Here is an 18,650-nt window from a genome sequence, read left to right on the forward strand (position 1 = left end):
AGGGTCATGCCCCAGGATTGGCCGTAGACCACGCGCAGCGACAGCAGAAAATAGGCCGGCACCCAGAACGACAGCAGGACCTCCAGCAAGCCCAGCAGATGGCCCAGCCACTGCAGGGAGCTGCTCGCGGATGCCGACACCCTGGTATCACCTATATCCAGCCCCACCATCAGCAACACCGCCAGGAACAAAAAGGCATGGCCGTACAGGGCGTGAATCAGGTGCTCCACGTAGTAGCGACCGCTGAAGAGATAGGCCAGTTTCATCAGCAGGGCAAACAGCGGCACCAACAGCAACGTGGCTTGTGGTACGTTTTCCAGCACATCGTTGGCGAAGTCATTGGGGTCGCTGCGGATCTTGTCGACGCTCTTCTCCAGCCGAGCCTCCAGTTTGCGGGTGTCCTCCTCTGACACCCCGGGCAGCTCGAGCGACAAACCCTCCTCGGTATACGTGACGTTCACGATTCCGGGCGCCGCCGGATCCGCATTTCCCGCTTCCGCAACAGATGGGTCCGGATCGCCGCCCTCCAGCGCATTTTCCAGCCGCGCCAGACGCGCCTCCAGCTCGGCGCGCTCGGCTGGCTCGAGTTGCTCCAGCTCGACTCCCGAGATACGCTCCAGAATCTGCTGCCGCTGCTCGGGGGCCAGCTCGCCGTTCTCGGTGGCCAGCTCGCCGGGGCCTACGATCAACTCCCGCTCACCGGTGACATTGAGCAACCAGATCGCGAAGATGCAAACCAGGCTGGTAAAGAGAAACAGGCGCAATGGCGGCACATAACGTTTGCGCTGCCCGCGCAGGTAGGCATTGGTCAGCAATCCGGGGCGCCCGAGCAAGGCCAGCAGGGTGCGCATGACACGCGAATCCAGGCTGATCGTCTCCCGCAGAAACTCCAGCGCCAGAGTGCCGAAAAACAGGACCGCCGGGCGGGCCTCCTGCCCACAGTGGTGGCAATAGGGACCGGCCAGGTGGGCCCCGCAGTTCTGGCACTGCAACTGTGTGCCGACAGGCTCCTCCCTCACCTTGCCACCCCCCTGCTTTGCACCATAGCGTACACGATCAGAACACTGCTGGGAAAGGCGCGTTGAGGGGCAGCGGTAGCCGGTGGAGTGCGCTATAGTCAGCCGTGAGACTGTCATCAATGGGAGTGCACATGAGCACGTGGTTACTCGTTGCCCTGCTGGCTGTCACGCACGCCAGCGTGGGCCATGCTGCCCTGGATGAGGCGGCGACGCGCAACAACCTGACCACCCTGCCATGACAAACCACCTGCAGCGGGGTTGCCAGCAGTGAGCAGGGTACCGCCAAGCGAAGAGCTCCCGGAGCAGCACGGCCAGGCAGAATTCCTGGCGGCACTGTTCGAGGCCATGCCGGATCTGTACTTCATGATTGATCGCGATGGTACGATCCGCGATTTCCGCGGCTCGCAGTCCGCCGAGCTCTATGTACCACCGGAGCACTTTCTCGGCAGGCGCATGGGTGAAGTACTTCCCGCGGACGTCGCAGCCAGATTCACTGCAGCGGTGGCACGGGCAACCGCATCCGGCGAACTCGTCACCCTGGAGTACCAGCTGCCAATCCGCCAGAGCACGCCCTGGTACGAGGCGCGAATCGTCCCCATCCGCGACCAACGCCAGCTGGTCTGCCTGGTGCGCAACATCACCGAGCTGCATGACGCCCGCCTGCGCCTGGAAGCCGTCGCCCACTACGATTCGCTCACCGGGCTCGCGAACCGCTCCATGCTCGACAACCTGCTGGAGCGCAGCATTCGCACCGCCAGGCGCAATCGCAAGCGCCTGGCAATAATGTTCATCGACCTCGACCGTTTCAAGGACGTCAACGACAGCCTTGGTCACGCCGCGGGGGACGAACTGTTGAAACAGGCAGCCCGGCGCCTGCAAACCGCCCTCAGGGACAGTGATATTCTGGCCAGGATGGGCGGCGACGAATTTGTCGTGGTGCTTGATGACCTGGAGAACACCGATGACGCGTCAGCAGTCGCCTGCAAGCTGATGGACGGCATCTGCAGCCCCTTCCACATTCAGGACACGGAAATTCTCCTCAGTTGCAGTATCGGGATAAGCATCTACCCGGACGATGCTGATACCTCCTCCCAGCTGCTGGGATTCGCGGACACGGCGATGTACCGCGCCAAACAGGGCGGGCGCAACGACTGGCGCTTTTATACCGCGGACATGACCGAGGCTGCCATGGAGCATATGGCCATGGTGGATGCCCTGCGAGAGGCCCTGGACAACGACGCGCTGACCCAGGTCTACCACCCCCAGGTCGATTTCGTGACCGGCAGGCCAGTGGGCTACGAGGCGCTGGCCCGCTGGACCAGCCCGGATTCCACCAGTGTCCCGCCGAGCAGGTTTGTCTCCCTGGCCGAGCAGGCGGGCCTGGCGCGACGCCTGGACGTCTGGTCACTCCGGGCTGCCTGTAAACAGCTGCGTCATTGGCTGGACCAGGGACTCGCGCCCGGCCAGGTGAGCATCAACCTGAGCATACACTCGCTGAACGGCGGCAACTTCCCGCAGGATCTCGCCGCGGCGCTGGCGGAATACAGGTTGCAAGCGTGCATGTTACAAGTCGAGATCAAGGAGATTGCCCTGCTCAGCAGCCGACCCAATGCCATGGAGCGACTGCGCGCCATCATCGACCTGGGAGTGGGCGTCGCCGTCGACGACTTCGGCGCGGGCTTTGCGGCTCTGGAATTCCTCCGCCGACTGCCGGTCAGCACGCTGAAAATAGACCCCGCTTTCATGCATCATATCCCCGATGACGAGGAGCGGACGAACATCACCAATACCGTCATCGCCATGGGCCGCGCCCTGGGACTCAAGGTGGTCGCAAAGGGCATCGAAAGCGCAGCCCAGGCGGATTTTATCCGCGGACAGGGCGACATTTTCGGCCAGGGTTTTTACTTCAGTCAGCCGCTCTCCGCCGATCAGCTGGGCACACTGCTCGGCGGCGAAACCGCACTCGCAGCGACCACGTAACGCAGCGGGCCATTGGTCGCCGTACCGGCGAAGGGGTAGCAGGTGACCAGTAGCAGGTGAGGCCGGTCCACCGGCGGTGGCTCCAGAAACTCGAGGCGGCTGTCCACCACCCGCGCCGCCTGCACCCGGTACTCCCGCGGCTCACCACCGGGCAACTCCAGAAGCAGCGCCATCCCGGGCTTGAGCAGCTCGAGAAAGCTGAAGTGGGTATCGCGATGTCCCGCCAGCACGGTCCAGTAACCGGTGCCTCCGGTGAATGCATCATGCCTTCCCGGCCCGAAGGCCAGCGCCTGGCCACTGGTTCCCGCCAGGACATACTGATCCAGCAGCAGCGCCGGCACCTGCAAGCGGGCGACCGGCCAGGTGTCCGCCCAGGGCCAGGGCCTGGTTGGCACGCCACTGGCGGCGGACTCCCGCCAGGCCCGGGCAAGCAGCTGCTGGGCCAGTGTCGCCTTGGCGTGAATCCAACCCGCCTGCGCCAGCTGCCAGACAGCCAGCAGCACCAGTCCTGCCAGCGCAGCGCGGCGCCCCCGACTAGCCCTGCGTGTCGGGTACATGGTCCACCTCCGGCCCGCGCATGACCCAGAACAGCAAGGCGATGAACAGCAACAGACAGCCCAGGAAAAACCTGGCGGCAGCGGTAGTGGCCGTTTGCGGATAGGCGAATACCTGCGGGGCCTGGCCGCGAGGCCGCGTTCCGGGCACTACCGCAGATTGCAGCGGCAATCCCGGAGGACGAGACTGCCGCTGCTCGACGGCAACGAAGCTGGTGTAGGGGCTGAGGAGGTGGTGCCCCAGGGCAAGCTCAAGTACCTGATCGCGCACGCTATCCTCGGGCACGCCCTGATAGCGCTGGTCGAGCAGCTGTTCGATTCGCTCACGCGCCCACAAGCTGGCTACCCCGGCCGCATCGCCCGCGGCGTCGCCAGCAGTGCCCAGTTCCACCATTCGCCGCCAGGACTCTCCTGCCAGCTCCCCCGAGACCTCGATCACACCTGACTGCGGCGGCACGTTAAAGCGCACCAGCCGCAACAACGGCGCACCCGCGTAAAGATCGGGAACCGGACCGCCGGCGTCGACCACGGCCTGCGGCCAGTCGACCGTAATCCCGGTCACCAACGGCAGCGACAGATAGTCCAGCAGGGCAGCGACCCTGGCGCTGACTTCAGTCTGGTCGCCGATGTGCAGATGGCGGCCCCGGCCCAGTTGCGCCGCCTTGCGCAGGAACCAGCTGTTGGGCGCGGAGCCGATGCCTATCGTAAACAAGCGGCTGTCCCCCAGCTCCGCGGCAATGGCGTCCAGGATCGTTTGTTCATTGCCCACCGCGCCATCAGTCATGAACACTACCTGCCGCAGCCGGCCGCCGCTGTCACCCGTGGCCGGCAGCGCCAGGGCCCGCCGCAGGGGCGGCAACATCTCGGTACCCCCCGCAGCGCGCAGCGCGCCGATGAATACCCGGGCCTGCTGCAGCGCCAGCTGATTCACTGGCCTGGCATGGGTAAACAGCGTTCGATAGCCCTGATCGAAGGCTATGATGTTGAAGCTGTCCCCGGGGCGCAGCCCGTCCAGCGCCGCCACCAGACTCTGTCGCAACTGCTGCATGGGCACACCGCCCATGGAACCCGAGGTATCGACGACAAAAACCAGTTCCCGGGGACGGATAGTCGCATCCCTCGGCGCCAGTGACGGCGGCATCAGCAACAGCAATCCGTAGTGCTCACCTGCCACCTCCTCGGTAAACAGCGCCGCCTGCGGCTGACTGCCGATGGCCGGCTCCCAGTTCAGCACGAAGTCCCTATCCATCTCGCTGGGCCCCCGGGCCAGCTCAAGGTGGTAGCGATTGCCCTCCCGGCGCAGCTGCATCTGATGGTAGGGGCTGTCGACACGGGCCAGTGGCAGACCGGCATCCAGCCGTACGGCAACGGTCAGCGGATTCAGCGGTGCGGCATCGGAACCCACCCGGGAATGCTGCCAGCTCGCCAGCAGCGGCGCATCCGGCACTTCGTCGGTCGCGAAGGCATGCGCCAGATATTCCGGTATCGGCAGTTGGACGGCTGCTTCGGCATTGCCAGCCAGGGGCCGGCCAGGGATATAGCGCCGGGTCAGGGTCATGGGCAGCCGCAGACTGAACACCCCCTCGCTGTAAGTAACCGGCTGCACGAACTCCAGTCGCACTGCGACTGTCTCGCCAGGGGCGAGGTTGGCAATGCGATTGCTGAACAGGTTTGGCCGCTGCTGCGTCACCAGACTGGTTTTACGGCCCGCATCCCGGGCCGCCGTGTAGATCGCCAGGGCTTCCTGCCGTTCGCGGATCTCCCCCAGTATCCGGCGCTCACCTACCTGTATTTCCATGCTGCGAACCGCCGCCTGGCCTGGCAGCGGAAAGGCGTAGACCCCTTCCGCCCAGTGCCCGCTGTCGTTGCGGAAGCGCTGCTCCAGGGTAACCACCGCCACCATGCCGGCAACACTGATCTGTACGGCGCTGCGCTGCATCACCGCTGGCACCGGCGCCATACCCGGGCTGTGCAACAGCAACTGCCCCGCTCCCGGTTCCTCGCTTGCCGCCCGCGCCACGCTGGCATCCAGCAGAGTGACAACCAGCAAGCAAGCGGTGACTACCGGCAGCAGTCGAAAGCACAACCACAGGCCGGGCGCTGACAGTGCCAGGCAAGGGATGAATCGGGTCTTGTATCTGATAGTGCACACGGCGATCTCCCGCAACTAAAGTCGGGAGTATTGAAGCCTGCCAGGCTGGCAATCCGGTGGCGCAACTGTGGCAGGACCCTGCGCAATCATGGCGAATTGTGGCTACCGCTTGAGTGCGACACGGGATTCTGGAACCATGACCGCTTTCCGGGCCCTGGTAACTTCCTGAATGCCCCATCATATTGCCATTGTCGAAGACGAACCCGCATTGGCGGAGAATTACCGGGATGCCCTCCAGCGCCGGGGTTTCCGCGTCTCCGTGCACCGCGACCGACACAGCGCCAGCGCCGCCTTCCTGCGCCAGTTGCCGGATCTCGCCATTATTGACATAGGGCTGGGTGACGATATCGAGGGCGGTTTCGACCTCTGCCGCGAACTGCGCAGCCAGTCGCCGGAACTGCCCATTGTGTTCCTGACCGCCAGGGACAGTGAGCTGGACATCATCTCGGGGCTGCGCCTGGGCGCCGACGACTATCTCACCAAAAGCATCAGCCAGGCGCACATGCTCGCGCGCATCGTCGCCCTGTTCCGTCGGGTCCGCGCGCTGCGGGTACCGGAACTGCGTGAGCATGTGATCGCGCAGGGACCGCTGAGCCTGAACGTGGAGCGAATGACAGCGCACTGGCGGGAGCAGCCAGTACCGCTCACGGTCACTGAATTCTGGATGGTGCACACCCTTGCGCGCCACCCCGGCCACGTCAAGAACAGACAACAGTTGATGGAGAGCGCCAACGTGGTTCTGGATGACAACACCATCACCTCCCACGTCAAGCGTATCCGGCGCAAGTTCGAGAGCCTCGATGCAACCTTCAGCGCCATTGAAACCGCCTACGGCATGGGCTATCGGTGGCGTGGGGACTGACACTTGAGCCTGCGCCGCCAGCTGATCCTGGTCAGCCTGCTCCTGCTCACCCTGCCCTGGGCGGGTTGCCAGTTCCTGCGGGAAATGGAAGGTGCCCTGCGCGAGGGTCAGGGTCGGGCGATCGCTGCCACCGCTGACGCCATCGCCGCCAGCCTCACGGATCAGCCCCGGGTGCTCTACCCCCACCTTGAGCGCAGGCGCTCTGCCGATGACCTGGACGGCTCAATCTATGCCCCGATCCTGGAACTGGACCCGCTGCTGGACGGCTACGAAGACGGCTGGCCCGATGTCATCCAGGGCTCGTTCGAAAACATCGACACCCGCTCCCCAAGCTTGCGCTACCGCGCCGGCGTCCGCGAAGAAACGTTGTACCTGATGCTGCAGATCCACGATCGCAGCGTCACCTATCACGATCCGGGATTGAGTCCGGAACCCAATGGTGACCGGCTGATCCTGGTCACCTGGCTGGACGGCCGACGCCAGGAATATGTGATTGCCACGCCCGCGCCGGGCAGCGTGACTGCCCAGTATGCGGGCAGGCGTCACCCCGGCGCCGATGCGCGCCGGATCAGAGGATACTGGCAGGATACTGCGGATGGCTATGCTATCGAGCTGGCGCTGCCACTGGCGCTCACCGGCGGGCGCCTGGGCTTGTACGCCATTGATGTCGCCGACCATCGCAGCAGCGGCTGGCGAACAGCCGGCAATACCGGCCCCGTGGACCAGGCCGCGCCACCCTGGTTAATCTACCCGCCGGTGGAACTCACCACACAGCTGGCCCGTTTCGCCTCCGGCGGGCAGCAGCTGCGGGTTATCGACCGTCACGGCAGGCTACTCGCCACCGTCATCGCGGCCAGCACGGATAACAGCGCAGGACCGACGACCTTCTGGTTGCTGCGGGCTTTATACCGCCGCATTCTCGCGGAGCCGGCGCTGCCCAAGCTGCCGGAACCGGCCGTCACCGGCACCCTCGGCGGCGCGGAAATCGCCGCCGCCCTCGCCGGTCACCGGGAGCAGCGCTGGTATGGCACCGGAACGCCGGGGCGCAGGACGCTGTCCGCAGCTGCGCCGATCAGCGATCGCAGTACTGTTATCGGCGCCGTGGTCGTGCAACAGGGCAGCGAACAGTATCTGTCCCTGACCGATCGCGCCTTCAGCCGTCTCCTCGGCTACAGCGTACTTGCGCTGGGTATGGCCACCCTGGGGCTGCTGGGTTTCGCCAGCCTGCTGTCCTGGCGCATCCGCAAGCTCAGCCGGGCCGCAGACCGGGTGATGGGTAACCAGGGCATGGAGTTGGCTCACTTTCCCCGCAGCCGCGCCCGGGATGAGATCGGTGACCTGTCCCGCAGCTATGCCCGCCTGCTGGCTGAAGTGCATGCCTACAATGAATACCTGCGCACCCTCAGCCACAAGCTGTCACACGAATTGCGCACTCCGATCGCAGTCATCCAGTCATCACTGGACAATCTCGGCTCAGGGAATGGCGGTCCCGGCGACAGCGTCTATGTCAGCCGCGCCCGACAGGGCCTGGACCGGCTCAGCCATATCCTCAATGCCATGACCGAGGCCAGCCGGCTCGAGGAAAGCATTGCTCAGCGCGAGCACACTTCGTTGAATCTGGTGTCACTGCTGCAGGAAGTCGCTGCCGCCTACCGCGGTGTCTATACCGAGCACAGGCTGGTACTCCACTGCCCGCCCGGCCCCGCCTGTATCCTCGGCGCCGCCGACCTGCTGGTGCAGGCGCTGGACAAACTGGTCGAAAACGCCGCGTCTTTCGCCCCGGCGGGGAGCGACATCGTGATCAGCCTGACACCCCGTGAACAGGGCTGGGCGCTGGCTGTCAGCAACACCGGCCCGTCCCTGCCCGCAGACATGCAGGGGCGCCTGTTCGCCGCCATGGTATCCCTGCGGCGGCGCACAGCCGCCGACTCGGTTCACCTGGGACTGGGGCTCTACATCGTCAAGCTGGTGGCGGATTACCATCACGGCAGCGTCCACGCGGACAACCGCGAAGATGGCAAGGGCGCCGTATTCACCCTGATCCTGCCTGGCGCTAGGTGAGAAACGCCAGCTGGCGCAACTCCGCCAGCTGATCCCGCAGGGCGGCGGCCTGCTCGAACTCCAGGTTGCGGGCGTGTTCCTGCATTTTCACTTCCATCTGTTGCAGCTTGCGAGACAGGGCCGCGGGGCTGAGCTGCGCGACTTCGGTGCTGTAGGCCAGTGACTCCTCGGCCACCTTGCGGCCCTTTGCCCTGCCTTTGGTAGGCATGCGCCGGGCGCCTTCCATGATGTCCTGCACCGACTTGAATACGCCGACCGGCGTAATTCCGTGCTGCAGATTGTAGGCCACCTGCTTCTCCCGCCGGCGGGCGGTCTCCGCCATCGCCCGCTCCATGGAACCGGTAATCTTGTCCGCGTAGAGAATTGCGCGACCGTTGAGATTCCGGGCCGCCCTGCCGATGGTCTGGATCAGGGAGCGGTCCGAGCGCAGGAAACCCTCCTTGTCCGCGTCCAGGATCGCCACCAGCGACACCTCGGGCATGTCCAGGCCCTCGCGCAGCAGGTTTATACCCACCAGGACATCAAATTCGCCCAGGCGCAGATCGCGGATGATCTCTACCCGCTCCACGGTTTCTATATCCGAGTGCAGGTAACGCACCTTGATCCCGTGCTCGGCCAGGTACTCGGTGAGGTCCTCCGCCATGCGCTTGGTCAGGGTGGTGACCAGCACCCGCTCGCCGAGAGCCACGTTCTTGTGAATTTCCTGCAGGAGATCGTCCACCTGGCTGCTCGCCGGGCGCACCTCCAGCTCCGGATCGATCAGACCCGTGGGGCGCACCACCTGCTCCACCGTCCTCCCCGCATGCTCTAGCTCATAGGGACCCGGTGTGGCCGAGACAAATACTGCCTGGGGCACCAGCTGCTCCCACTCCTCGAACCGCAGGGGCCGGTTGTCCAGCGCGGAGGGCAGGCGGAAGCCGTATTCCACCAGCGTCTCCTTGCGTGAGCGATCACCGCGATACATGCCGCCGATCTGCGGAATGGTGGCGTGGGATTCGTCGACGATGACCAGAGCATTGTCCGGCAGATATTCAAACAGGGTCGGCGGTGGCTCGCCGGAAGCGCGACCGGACAGGTAGCGGGAATAGTTCTCCACCCCGTTGCAATAACCGAGCTCGCGGATCATCTCCACATCATAGCGGGTGCGCTGCTGCAGGCGCTGGGCCTCGACCAGCTTGTCGTTGTCCTTGAGCTGCTTTACCCGCTGCTCCAGCTCCACCTCAATCTGGGTGACCGCGTCCAGCATCACATCCCGGGTCGTCACATAGTGGCTCTTGGGGAAGATCGTTACCCGCGGCACCTTGCGCTCGACAGCGCCGGTCAGGGGGTCAAAGAAATAGATGCTTTCTATTTCCTCGTCGAACAGTTCCACCCGCACCGCTTCGTGTTCGGAATCGGCCGGGAAAATATCGATGACATCCCCGCGCACCCGGTAGGTGCCGCGGTGGAAGTCGACGTCGTTGCGGGTGTACTGCAGTTCCGCGAGATGCCGCAGCACCTGGCGCTGGTCTATCATCTCACCGCGGGACAGGTGCAGGATCATCTTGAAATAGGATTTCGGATCCCCCAGGCCGTAGATCGCCGACACCGTCGCTACCACCAGGCAGTCCTCCCGTTCCAGCAGGGCCTTGGTGGCCGACAGGCGCATCTGCTCGATGTGCTCGTTTACCGACGCGTCCTTCTCGATAAAGGTATCGGAGGACGGCACATAGGCTTCGGGCTGATAGTAGTCATAGTAGGAGACGAAGTACTCCACGGCGTTGTCCGGAAAGAACTCCTTGAACTCGCCATAGAGCTGCGCGGCCAGGGTCTTGTTATGCGCCATGACAATGGTCGGCCGCTGCAACTGTTCCACCACGTGGGCCATGGTGAAGGTCTTGCCCGAGCCGGTCACGCCCAGCAGAATCTGCGACGCCAGGCCAGCATTGATGCCCTCCACCAGTTCACGAATGGCTTTGGGCTGGTCTCCCGCCGGGGAGTAGCTGGAATGAACCTTGAACTGCTTCGACATGAACCAAAGACCCGCTCTCTGCAAACAACCGCGTATTATGGTGCAGTGAGCCCGGAAATGCAGCCGCGGACCGCACCCTGCCCTGCAGCCCGCTGGCGACCGATTGGCGTGCTCATACTGCTGCGCGGGGCACCGGTACATTGCTTGCGAAAAATACCTGCTGCACTGTTGACCTGCCCCGGGCTCGTCATTAATATACGCGACCTCGGTTAACACCATTCCGCCTTAGCTCAGTTGGTAGAGCAATTGACTGTTAATCAATGGGTCGCTGGTTCGAGCCCAGCAGGCGGAGCCATATTAAGATATAAATCAAGGGGTTACAGTGATGTAGCCCCTTTTTTTTGGTCTGTCTGGAAGTGGGCAGGCGACGAGCGGGCCGGGAGCCTGCAGGCACAACCGGGACGAAGGGCAACCACCCCTGAACTGACGTCAGTCACTCACCTAACCAAACAACAGACAAGGATACTATGCTCACAGCCAATAAGCTTGAAGCCATCATGGAACTGGAGAGCAATCTCCGCGCCCAGTACCAGGAACAGCTTGATACCAAGACCGCCGAGATCGACCGCCTCAGCGCCCGGGAGTCAGAACTCCAGGCCGCCATCGACAAGCAACTCGAGACCATCACCGAGCTGACCGGCAAGGCGACAGACAGCCAGAAGGCCGAGCAGCGCGCCCGCGAGCTGCACAATCGCAGTGAAAGACTGGTGGCGGAAATCGCCGAGCTCAAGCAGCGGATAAAGACCTTGCAAAAAGACCTGGCGGCAGTGCGCGAGGAGAACAAGACCCTCACGCAATTCGACCCGGTGCGCATGAAGAAGAATCTCGACGCGAGCAAGAAAAAGCTGGCCGAGAAGACCAGCGCCGCCGACCTGCTGCAGAAGACCCTCAGCGAGACAAAGAAAGAGAACGCGGAATTGCAGCGGAAAGTCGCTGAGCTGGAAGCGAAGGTCGCTGAGTCTGAGGCTGAAGTTACCGATGCGCCTGAAAGCGAGACTAAGGAAGAGTCGGCGGCGGCTTGATCAATCAGTCGGGCAAGCCTGATCGGACGGATAGCTGTCAGATCAGGTTGCGACCGTTACAGCTAACAGCCCTCGATCGAGCGTAATATGAACAGAATAGAGAAGCTCAAGAACGACGTGTACAGCTTTGAAGAGCTGGATACCCTGGAAAAGAACGCGATCAAATTGCGGGATCAGGAAACTCTGAGCCTGATTATTCTTAGCCGGGCGTCCAAGACTGCCAAGGGCGAGAAACCGAAGAGTACTGTTGGTGCAGACGGCAGGCCGCTGACCAAAAGGGCTCGTCGTGATGAAAAAAACAAGCGCTAATTGTTAGCTGGCGCTTGCAGCCGCCAGTGCGGCGCAGTGTAAGCCAGATAGGCAAAGAAAGGACGTCCACTCGCTTCCCCTCCCTGAAGGTAGCTTATCGGTTTGCCCGTATAGAATGCTGTGGTGTAGAAATCGCCGGGCAATTCCTCCAGCATTTCCCCGTCCTCGACATACATTGCTTTGCCGGGCCCGACCATCGCCATCATGTTCCCGAAAGCACCCACCCCTCCTTGTAACATCGCAAAGGAGCGGTCGAAAACCCCTCGCTGCGGGCCCGGTTTCTGGTGTTAGCCCAAGGTGCCACTTGCCGGTCATACAGGTGTTATAACCTGCTTCCTGGAATACCTCGGGTAGCGCGGCTACAGAGAAGTTGAGATAACCCTAATACCCTGGCTTACCCACTTGGTTGGGAGCCAGTTCCTCGTACATACTACCGAGGCCCGCCAAGTGACTATCGACACCGGATAACAACATGGCCCGAGTAGGTGAGCAGATTGGAGCCCCATGAAACTCCGTGAACACCATACCGCCCTCGGCCAGGGCATCGATGGTAGGTGTCCTGATTTCACTGCCAAATACTCCAAAGTCACTGAAGCCCGCATCGTCCAGAAGAACCAGCAGGAATTTGGGGCGGGACGGTTTCGATGGCTCAGACCACGTCGGCGCGGCTAGCAAGGCAATCGTAAGAAGCAAGTAAAAACGAGTAGAATCTCGACACAATTGAATAGTCACATTAGTAACTCGGATCCAGGTTGTGGCACGTCCGGGCCTAAGCCATGCCTGCCACCTGGTGGCCCGCTCGCTCGCCCTCATGTACCGCTCCCTCCCACATCTGCATACCCATCAGCTCAGCATGGGCAAATGCTATGCGCCCGTGGGGCTTGCGGATGACGTCTGATGCAGTTGGCTTGCCGTCTTTCCCAAAGAAGAACCCTGGCGGTGTTGCCGCGTAGGCATGGCCCTGTCGATTGACGATGATGCCGGCGATATCCCGCTCTGCATCGAATCCACCCGGCGCAAACATCTTGGTGAACTGGTCGATCACCTGTTTCTCGATATCGGCGTAGCTCATACCGAACATTTTCATTCGCGCCGCCACGGTCTGTTGTTCTATGGGCAGGCCTGGTATGCAGAAGGAGTTGTACATAGTAAGCACGGTTGGCTTGTCTGGATCCAGTGGCATGGGCTCCTCACCATCCAGAATCATCTGCCGGCGCAGGGTAGTAAACCACCCCAGTTCATCGCCAAACCAACGTACTGAGGCCACGCCCATCCTATCCATGAAACGCCAGTTCGTCAGGGCCACATTCACCATCATCATGGGCGCGTGCATAAACTGATCCATCGCTTCCCGGTAACTGGCGGGCAAATCGGTCACTACGCGCTTGTTCAGGTGCTGCTGCCCCGCCATTACTACGCGATCGGCGAAAACTCGGGCCATAACCTCGCCATTCAGGTAGGTCACCCTCACGCTGCTGGCGCCTTCGTGACGCACATTGACTACCAGAGAGCCCAGGCGGATACGGGTGCTATTGCCTTTTCGATCGACCTGGTCCCTGTCGATGGGATTGGACAGCACATCGTTAATGCCTGACACCTTGCCATAAATATCGGGGATCAATTTCCAGACCAGATGCCTCAGGGTGCCGGTATTGCCCCCCGGCCATTGGGCAAGGTGAACATAGTCTGTGGGATCACCAATCCCCAGTTGCCGGCCATACTGCAGCACACCCGGTTGCAGGAAGTTGAACGCCTGGTAGGCAGAGATCACGTCCGGGCCCAGGCCCATGCCCATGGCCGCCCCAAAGGGCTGCAGATACTCCAGCACCTCCTTGCTATCCAAGCCCATCTCGTTCTTGAGAAAATCCTGGTAGGTCATGCTGTCCAGCCACTGAGCCCAGTCCTCCCGTTCAGGCGGCTGGCGGTAGGTTTCCATCCACAGGAAATCACTCTTGGTCTTCTCATCGATGGGTACATCGGCGAAGCGGTTCTGCCACGGATTCACGCTCATGCCGTGACCCTCGTGGTACCAACCCAGGTCCGTCCCCTCCCAGGTCAGGTGCATGGGCGAATAATTATCGTAAGGAATCTTCAAATCGGAATTTTTTGCTTCTTGCCACTCAAACTCCTGTGGTAGTTTGAGCTCATCCCACAGGGACGAAAACATCTCGATTTTTTTCGCTGCCTGCAGTGGCCAGACCGCACCGGTAGAGCCCTGGGGCGCCCACAGTCGATAACCGTCCACTTCAAACTCATTCTGCCTGGCTTCGCCGCCAAACATCTCATGGTTGTCCAGAATCAGTACTTTTGCCTTCGGGTGCTCTTTCAGGAAGGTATAGGCAGCCGTGCAGCCGGCAAATCCCGCGCCGACTACCACCAGGTCATAGCGTTCTCCAGTGTCCGCTGCAGCGTCCACGCGCCGTGCAAAGTCGCCATTACGCAAAGTATGCGCCGCGTTCACTTCCCGATGGGTATTGCCGTTGGCAGGAGCGTAATCGCCCTGGCCGCCGGGGCCCGTCCAGCTTTTATCCAGGCCGGTAAGCGGCAGTGGCATTGTATTGCCCAGTTTGAAGTCCGGCAATGTGTTTGCACCGAGTGAAGCCAGGGCACCGGGTGCTTTTGCCGCCAGCAGTGCAACACCGCTGCCGATCAGCGTACCGCCAACAAAATCCCGGCGAGTTATTTCAGTCTTGGAAGCACCGCCTTCCTGATTCTTATCTTTCATGATCACGCCTCCTCTACGCATGAGTGCCTTTCAGTGGGTATCGAACTCGCCCATCACATACATCTCACCGTGGGACCACCACTGACCGTCAATGCGCTCCCAGAGGAACAGCATTTTGAAGGTGAACGGCTCGGCACCTGCTTCAGGCGGCGGTGTAACGTGGAAATTGACCCAATCCCAACCGGCATCACCGCGCACAAAGCTTTTATACGGCTCAATTCTCACTGTGCTAGCAATCACCTCATTATAGATGGGGCGTAACTCTTCCCTGCCCACATGAGTGCTGCCATCGGGGCCCGTAGATATCACGCTGCTGCTGTAGAAACGGGTCAGGATAGGTTCGGGGTCATTACTGGCAAAGGCCTGCTCCTTCATATCGTATTTGGCGCGTATGGCCTGCTGGAAGTCCTCCAACTCGCCGGCAGTGACCTGACTGGCGAAGACAGTCGGCATCAGCGCCAGGGCAAAGGCAGTCAGGGCTCTGTAAGGGAACTGCAAAAAAGATGTTTTGAATGGCATGGGTATCTCCTCGACTACATGTTTATCTGCTAGCTCAATTGATCATGCATTTATAGTACGTACGACCTATTATTGCAAGAGCTGCCCCGATATATTTTCCCAGGCTTGCTCGAAAACCTTGAGGCATTAACTCGTGGGTAGCCGCCGCCAATCACTCCAATGGGAGAATATTGCGTATAATCCAGAGTCGTATGTTTTTTAGAGCCAATATTTGTTTATGATAGAAATCAACAGCTCCAGCGAGAAAAAATCCCGCGCGGGCACCGCGGTACGCAAACGTGGCAAGGCGAGAGTTTCAGACATTCTTGAGACAGCCAAGCACATTATGGTGACTGAAGGTCTTGCCAACTTGTCCACGCGCAAAGTTGCAGACGAACTCGGCATCAGCGTGGGCAACCTTGCCTATTACTTCCCCAGCAAAGACTCCCTGCTCCAGGCCATGATCCAACATGTCATCGAGGGCTATGACGAGGAACTAAGAAAGGAGTTCGAACTCTTTCCAGACGACCCCCGGCAACGACTTGAGGCATTCCTGGAATACATCAAAGAGGACACCAAGAATCCTGAAGTACAGGGGTTCTTCTATCAATTTTGGGGCTTTACAACGCACAACCGGAAAGCCGCCGAAACACGCAGAGCAATGTACGAACACTTTTTCGGACAGTTATTCCAGCTACTCCGCGATATTCACACCACGAAAAAGAAAGCCGAGCTTGAGAACATGGCATTCAGCATATTGGCATGCCTGGAAGGGCTTCACGTGATCTACGGATCAGGCGATATTCAGCGTTTAACTTCCAGGGGTTTCGACCGATACATCTTTGACCAACTTTTAACTATGGCAGGGCTGGAAAAAAAGTACGAAAAAAAGACATAGTCCAATGGGTACGCTGCCTGTTCGTAAGCAGCGGGTGGTTGGTAGTTCAGAGCACTATGCGGCCTGACCTCGTTGTAATGCTCGCGCCAGCCCGCAAGGATTTTCCTCGCGTCAGCAAGATCTCGGAATCAGTGCTGATTCAAACAGCCAGCCCTGAACCGGTCGTTGAACGATTCAACGAACGCGTTCTGGGTCGGCTTGCCCGGCTGAATGAACTGCAAGGAGACGCCTGTTCCCTGACTCCAGAAAAACATAGCTTTGCTGGTCATTTCCGGTCCGTTGTCCATCACAATCGGTTTTGGCTTACCCCGACCCGCGGAGATCTCGTGCAGGCGCTTTTCTTGAAACTGGACGAGCGATATCGAAGAGCCTCCGGGCGCTGCATACAGGAAGCGGAGCAAAGCCCACTTGGGCGATTCAAAGCGGTCCTTGAATTCAATTTGCAAGACATAACCCAGAGGGAGACCAGGCAATTCTTTATGCAGTTATGGGTATTGCTGGGATCGCTGGATAACTTCGAGGGAAAAATCCTTGGAAATCTGTTTTCTCTGCACATTGATCAGCTGAGCGAATATATTGCCGCGTTACAGCCTTCGATCCCTGAGGCATCGCTCAAAAGCAGGGCCACTCTCCTGGAGGGAATACTCGAAGGCCTTATGGTCGTTCTTTCAACAAAGGAGCCTGATGGTGCCGAGACGGATCGGGTAGTTCATCTCACCTACCGCCAATGCTTGGCAATCGCCGTAGGAGAGCCCAGCTGAAGATATATCCGCCAGTAACCGGCAAATTGGCTTGCGGGTGGCGTGTTACTGATTTACTCAGATAAGCAGAACCTCGCCGGGGGAGTTCGGCTCTACGGGCGGAGAAGTATCGGAGATGTACTTGCTGAAGATCAAGCCGATGACCAGGCGCTTGTGCTCCGCCGTATCCATTCTGGTTCGGAGCTGATCGACTGACTGTGACCTCGAGGATCTTCTTGATATCTTCGATCAACTCCATTCCGTTGTTAATTTACGCACTCGGGAATCATGTCTCACAAGTCATGATCAATCTAGAACAGCAGGTCAGATTTCGCGGGCGTCTGCCATTACATCGGTTGTTGAACCAGCTGGTACGTCGCTGTCCGCCTCGTCGGCCGGCCCCAATCATCACTGCCCGCTTCAACATCATCCAGGGAAATCCGCTTCTGGCCGGTAGCGGCCCTCGACCGCTCTCCTCCACAACCTGCCAGGATCCAACTTTGTATTTTGGTCGCCGGAACCCAAGCCTCCACACCCATGATTCGATTCGATGTGAGGCTTCGGTTCAGGTGCGGCAAACTGGAATCCGCGCTGCCGCGAGAATCGTGAAAAATATGCTGTCAAGTCGATACGTGCTGCCAGTCTACGGTATGATGATGCTCCGCGACTGCCACTTCGCCCGCAACCATTGGCATCCACGATCACCCAGGCCTCTCTTGATGAAAACCATTGCAATTAACAAAGAACCGGTTGAGCTCTACAAGATCCTCAAATTCGAGGGGCTGGTGACCACCGGTGGCGAAGCCAAGCTGGTGATCGGGGACGGCCAGGTGCTTGTGAATGGCAGCGTGGAGACCCAGCGTCGCAAGAAAATCGTGCATGGCGATGTGATTGAATTCCGTGGGGAGCAGCTTGAGGTCAGGCGGATGTAGCCGGGCACTGGATCGATCGCCCCTGATTCTGTACAACATCAACCCAACACAATCATGCAGAGTCCTGCGCAATGGACTACGCTGTACCTGAACAGGCGACGTTCGCGCAGCAGGTCGTCAACGGATAATCCATCAGAAAGGAGAGTAATCGTCATGATTTACTGGGCTTTTATCTTTTTGATTATCGCCATTATTGCGGGGGTACTGGGCCTGACCGGAATTGCCGGTGTCGCCACCCAGATTGCCTGGATTCTGTTCGTCGTGGGTCTGATACTTGCGGTGATCTTCTTCATTACCGGGCGCCGTCCACGCTTGTAGACCGCGTCCGCTTGCAAGTGAACCACGCTCGCCGCTTCCGCACACACCGTGCCCTGGGGGCGAGTGGGTCCGCGCGGCCGTCATTCCCATTCACCAGGAGATAGAATCTGTGGCAGGCACAACCGACAAGGGCAGCAAGGACAAGCAGCAGGAACTGGAGTCTGGCAAGGAGGCTGCGCTCGCCGCCTATCACAGCTTGCTGGAAGCGCAGGCGCACTTCCGCCAGGCCGCTGAGGCCGCGGGCCTGGACCTGAAAAGCGATGCCGTAGCGCAACTCCTCAAGGGCAAGGACAAGGCAGACGAGTTGGGGCAGGATCTCGAGAAATACGTACATGAAAAACCTCTTGCGACGCTCGGACTCGCTTTCGTCGCGGCCCTGCTGATGGCAAGATTGCTGTCACGGAACTAGGCCAGGTGCCAGCGACCAGAGAGTTATTGTCAAATCTGGTGTTCAGGGCCTGAATCAAGCGGCGGCCTGGTTTGATTCTGTTACCTCGATTCCATCTCTGAATTTCACTCCGGTGATGACCTGAGCCAGATACTCAAACCCTCGCTGACGCCGCCAATTC

At 60.3% G+C, this 18,650-nt stretch carries 18 protein-coding genes, 1 tRNA gene and 1 pseudogene; 11 read left to right on the forward strand and 9 right to left on the reverse strand.

Going from position 1 to position 18,650, the window contains the following annotated elements:
* Positions 1-1,019: DUF3667 domain-containing protein (locus tag RJQ10_RS00075; RefSeq protein WP_350142364.1), on the reverse strand; the 1,019-nt coding region annotated here is incomplete at its 3' end.
* A 267-nt stretch (positions 1,020-1,286) separates the two neighbouring features.
* Between RJQ10_RS00075 and RJQ10_RS00080 the strand changes: the two genes are divergently transcribed.
* Entirely contained in the window at positions 1,287-2,999 is a 1,713-nt protein-coding gene (locus RJQ10_RS00080) for a putative bifunctional diguanylate cyclase/phosphodiesterase (RefSeq protein ID WP_350142366.1), read from the forward strand.
* Here RJQ10_RS00080 and RJQ10_RS00085 read toward each other — a convergent pair.
* Together RJQ10_RS00085 and RJQ10_RS00090 are read right to left on the reverse strand one after the other, a co-directional pair.
* Positions 2,948-3,556 carry a class GN sortase gene (locus RJQ10_RS00085; protein ID WP_350142368.1) on the reverse strand — a complete coding sequence of 203 codons (609 nt, stop codon included), beginning with the start codon at positions 3,554-3,556 and terminating at the stop codon, positions 2,948-2,950. The genes RJQ10_RS00080 and RJQ10_RS00085 overlap by 52 nt on opposite strands.
* Positions 3,534-5,705: a marine proteobacterial sortase target protein gene (locus RJQ10_RS00090; protein ID WP_350142370.1), complete on the reverse strand. Its 2,172-nt coding sequence runs from the start codon at positions 5,703-5,705 to the stop codon at positions 3,534-3,536. The genes RJQ10_RS00085 and RJQ10_RS00090 overlap by 23 nt, the downstream gene beginning before the upstream one ends.
* A 169-nt stretch (positions 5,706-5,874) precedes the next feature.
* Between RJQ10_RS00090 and pdsR the strand changes: the two genes are divergently transcribed.
* Positions 5,875-6,567, forward strand: coding sequence for a proteobacterial dedicated sortase system response regulator (gene pdsR, locus RJQ10_RS00095; RefSeq protein ID WP_350142372.1), 693 nt, complete (start codon positions 5,875-5,877; stop codon positions 6,565-6,567).
* 3 nt (positions 6,568-6,570) lie between these two features.
* Positions 6,571-8,628: an ATP-binding protein gene (locus tag RJQ10_RS00100; RefSeq protein WP_350142374.1), complete on the forward strand. Its 2,058-nt coding sequence runs from the start codon at positions 6,571-6,573 to the stop codon at positions 8,626-8,628.
* On the opposite strand, the gene uvrB is transcribed toward RJQ10_RS00100, so the two are convergent.
* Entirely contained in the window at positions 8,621-10,639 is a 2,019-nt protein-coding gene (gene uvrB, locus RJQ10_RS00105; protein WP_350142376.1) for an excinuclease ABC subunit UvrB, read from the reverse strand. The two genes, RJQ10_RS00100 and uvrB, sit on opposite strands and share 8 nt — an antisense overlap.
* A 219-nt stretch (positions 10,640-10,858) precedes the next feature.
* On the opposite strand from uvrB, the gene RJQ10_RS00110 reads away from it, so the two are divergent.
* The 3 genes from RJQ10_RS00110 to RJQ10_RS00120 all read left to right on the forward strand — a co-directional run bounded on the left by RJQ10_RS00110 (position 10,859) and on the right by RJQ10_RS00120 (position 11,970).
* A tRNA-Asn gene (locus RJQ10_RS00110) sits at positions 10,859-10,934 on the forward strand.
* A 172-nt stretch (positions 10,935-11,106) separates the two neighbouring features.
* On the forward strand, positions 11,107-11,661 hold the full coding sequence (locus tag RJQ10_RS00115) for a hypothetical protein (protein WP_350142378.1): 555 nt from the start codon (positions 11,107-11,109) through the stop codon (positions 11,659-11,661).
* Positions 11,662-11,748: 87 nt separating this feature from the next.
* Positions 11,749-11,970, forward strand: coding sequence for a hypothetical protein (locus tag RJQ10_RS00120; RefSeq protein ID WP_350142380.1), 222 nt, complete (start codon positions 11,749-11,751; stop codon positions 11,968-11,970).
* On the opposite strand, the gene RJQ10_RS00125 is transcribed toward RJQ10_RS00120, so the two are convergent.
* The 4 genes and pseudogenes from RJQ10_RS00125 to RJQ10_RS00140 all read right to left on the reverse strand — a co-directional run bounded on the left by RJQ10_RS00125 (position 11,967) and on the right by RJQ10_RS00140 (position 15,214).
* Complete coding sequence (locus RJQ10_RS00125; protein WP_350142396.1) at positions 11,967-12,176, reverse strand: hypothetical protein; 210 nt, start codon at positions 12,174-12,176, stop codon at positions 11,967-11,969. The two genes, RJQ10_RS00120 and RJQ10_RS00125, sit on opposite strands and share 4 nt — an antisense overlap.
* Before the next feature lie 61 nt (positions 12,177-12,237).
* Positions 12,238-12,783 (reverse strand): annotated as a pseudogene (locus tag RJQ10_RS00130) (sulfatase-like hydrolase/transferase); the annotation flags it as partial.
* On the reverse strand, positions 12,740-14,695 hold the full coding sequence (locus tag RJQ10_RS00135) for an NAD(P)-binding protein (protein ID WP_350142382.1): 1,956 nt from the start codon (positions 14,693-14,695) through the stop codon (positions 12,740-12,742). The pseudogene RJQ10_RS00130 and the gene RJQ10_RS00135, both read right to left, overlap by 44 nt.
* A 30-nt stretch (positions 14,696-14,725) precedes the next feature.
* Positions 14,726-15,214 carry a YybH family protein gene (locus RJQ10_RS00140; RefSeq protein WP_350142384.1) on the reverse strand — a complete coding sequence of 163 codons (489 nt, stop codon included), beginning with the start codon at positions 15,212-15,214 and terminating at the stop codon, positions 14,726-14,728.
* A gap of 217 nt (positions 15,215-15,431) precedes the next feature.
* Between RJQ10_RS00140 and RJQ10_RS00145 the strand changes: the two genes are divergently transcribed.
* The gene (locus RJQ10_RS00145) at positions 15,432-16,091 is read left to right on the forward strand and encodes a TetR/AcrR family transcriptional regulator (protein WP_350142386.1); all 660 of its coding nucleotides are present in this window, start codon (positions 15,432-15,434) and stop codon (positions 16,089-16,091) included.
* Here the strand turns inward: RJQ10_RS00145 and RJQ10_RS19070 are convergent.
* Positions 15,998-16,192: an integrase core domain-containing protein gene (locus tag RJQ10_RS19070; protein ID WP_502880197.1), complete on the reverse strand. Its 195-nt coding sequence runs from the start codon at positions 16,190-16,192 to the stop codon at positions 15,998-16,000. The two genes, RJQ10_RS00145 and RJQ10_RS19070, sit on opposite strands and share 94 nt — an antisense overlap.
* Here RJQ10_RS19070 and RJQ10_RS19075 point away from each other — a divergent pair.
* From RJQ10_RS19075 to RJQ10_RS00170, 4 genes are all read left to right on the forward strand, one after another.
* On the forward strand, positions 16,169-16,852 hold the full coding sequence (locus tag RJQ10_RS19075; RefSeq protein ID WP_502880196.1) for a hypothetical protein: 684 nt from the start codon (positions 16,169-16,171) through the stop codon (positions 16,850-16,852). The two genes, RJQ10_RS19070 and RJQ10_RS19075, sit on opposite strands and share 24 nt — an antisense overlap.
* A 698-nt stretch (positions 16,853-17,550) precedes the next feature.
* Positions 17,551-17,763 carry an RNA-binding S4 domain-containing protein gene (locus RJQ10_RS00160; RefSeq protein WP_350142390.1) on the forward strand — a complete coding sequence of 71 codons (213 nt, stop codon included), beginning with the start codon at positions 17,551-17,553 and terminating at the stop codon, positions 17,761-17,763.
* Positions 17,764-17,916: 153 nt separating this feature from the next.
* On the forward strand, positions 17,917-18,081 hold the full coding sequence (locus tag RJQ10_RS00165; RefSeq protein WP_350142392.1) for a DUF1328 domain-containing protein: 165 nt from the start codon (positions 17,917-17,919) through the stop codon (positions 18,079-18,081).
* Positions 18,082-18,190: 109 nt separating this feature from the next.
* Positions 18,191-18,490: a hypothetical protein gene (locus tag RJQ10_RS00170; protein ID WP_350142394.1), complete on the forward strand. Its 300-nt coding sequence runs from the start codon at positions 18,191-18,193 to the stop codon at positions 18,488-18,490.
* Positions 18,491-18,650 lie beyond the last annotated feature (160 nt).

Origin of the sequence: Haliea sp. (assembly GCF_040222615.1) — a bacterium.
In the GTDB taxonomy this organism is placed as follows: domain Bacteria; phylum Pseudomonadota; class Gammaproteobacteria; order Pseudomonadales; family Halieaceae; genus Haliea.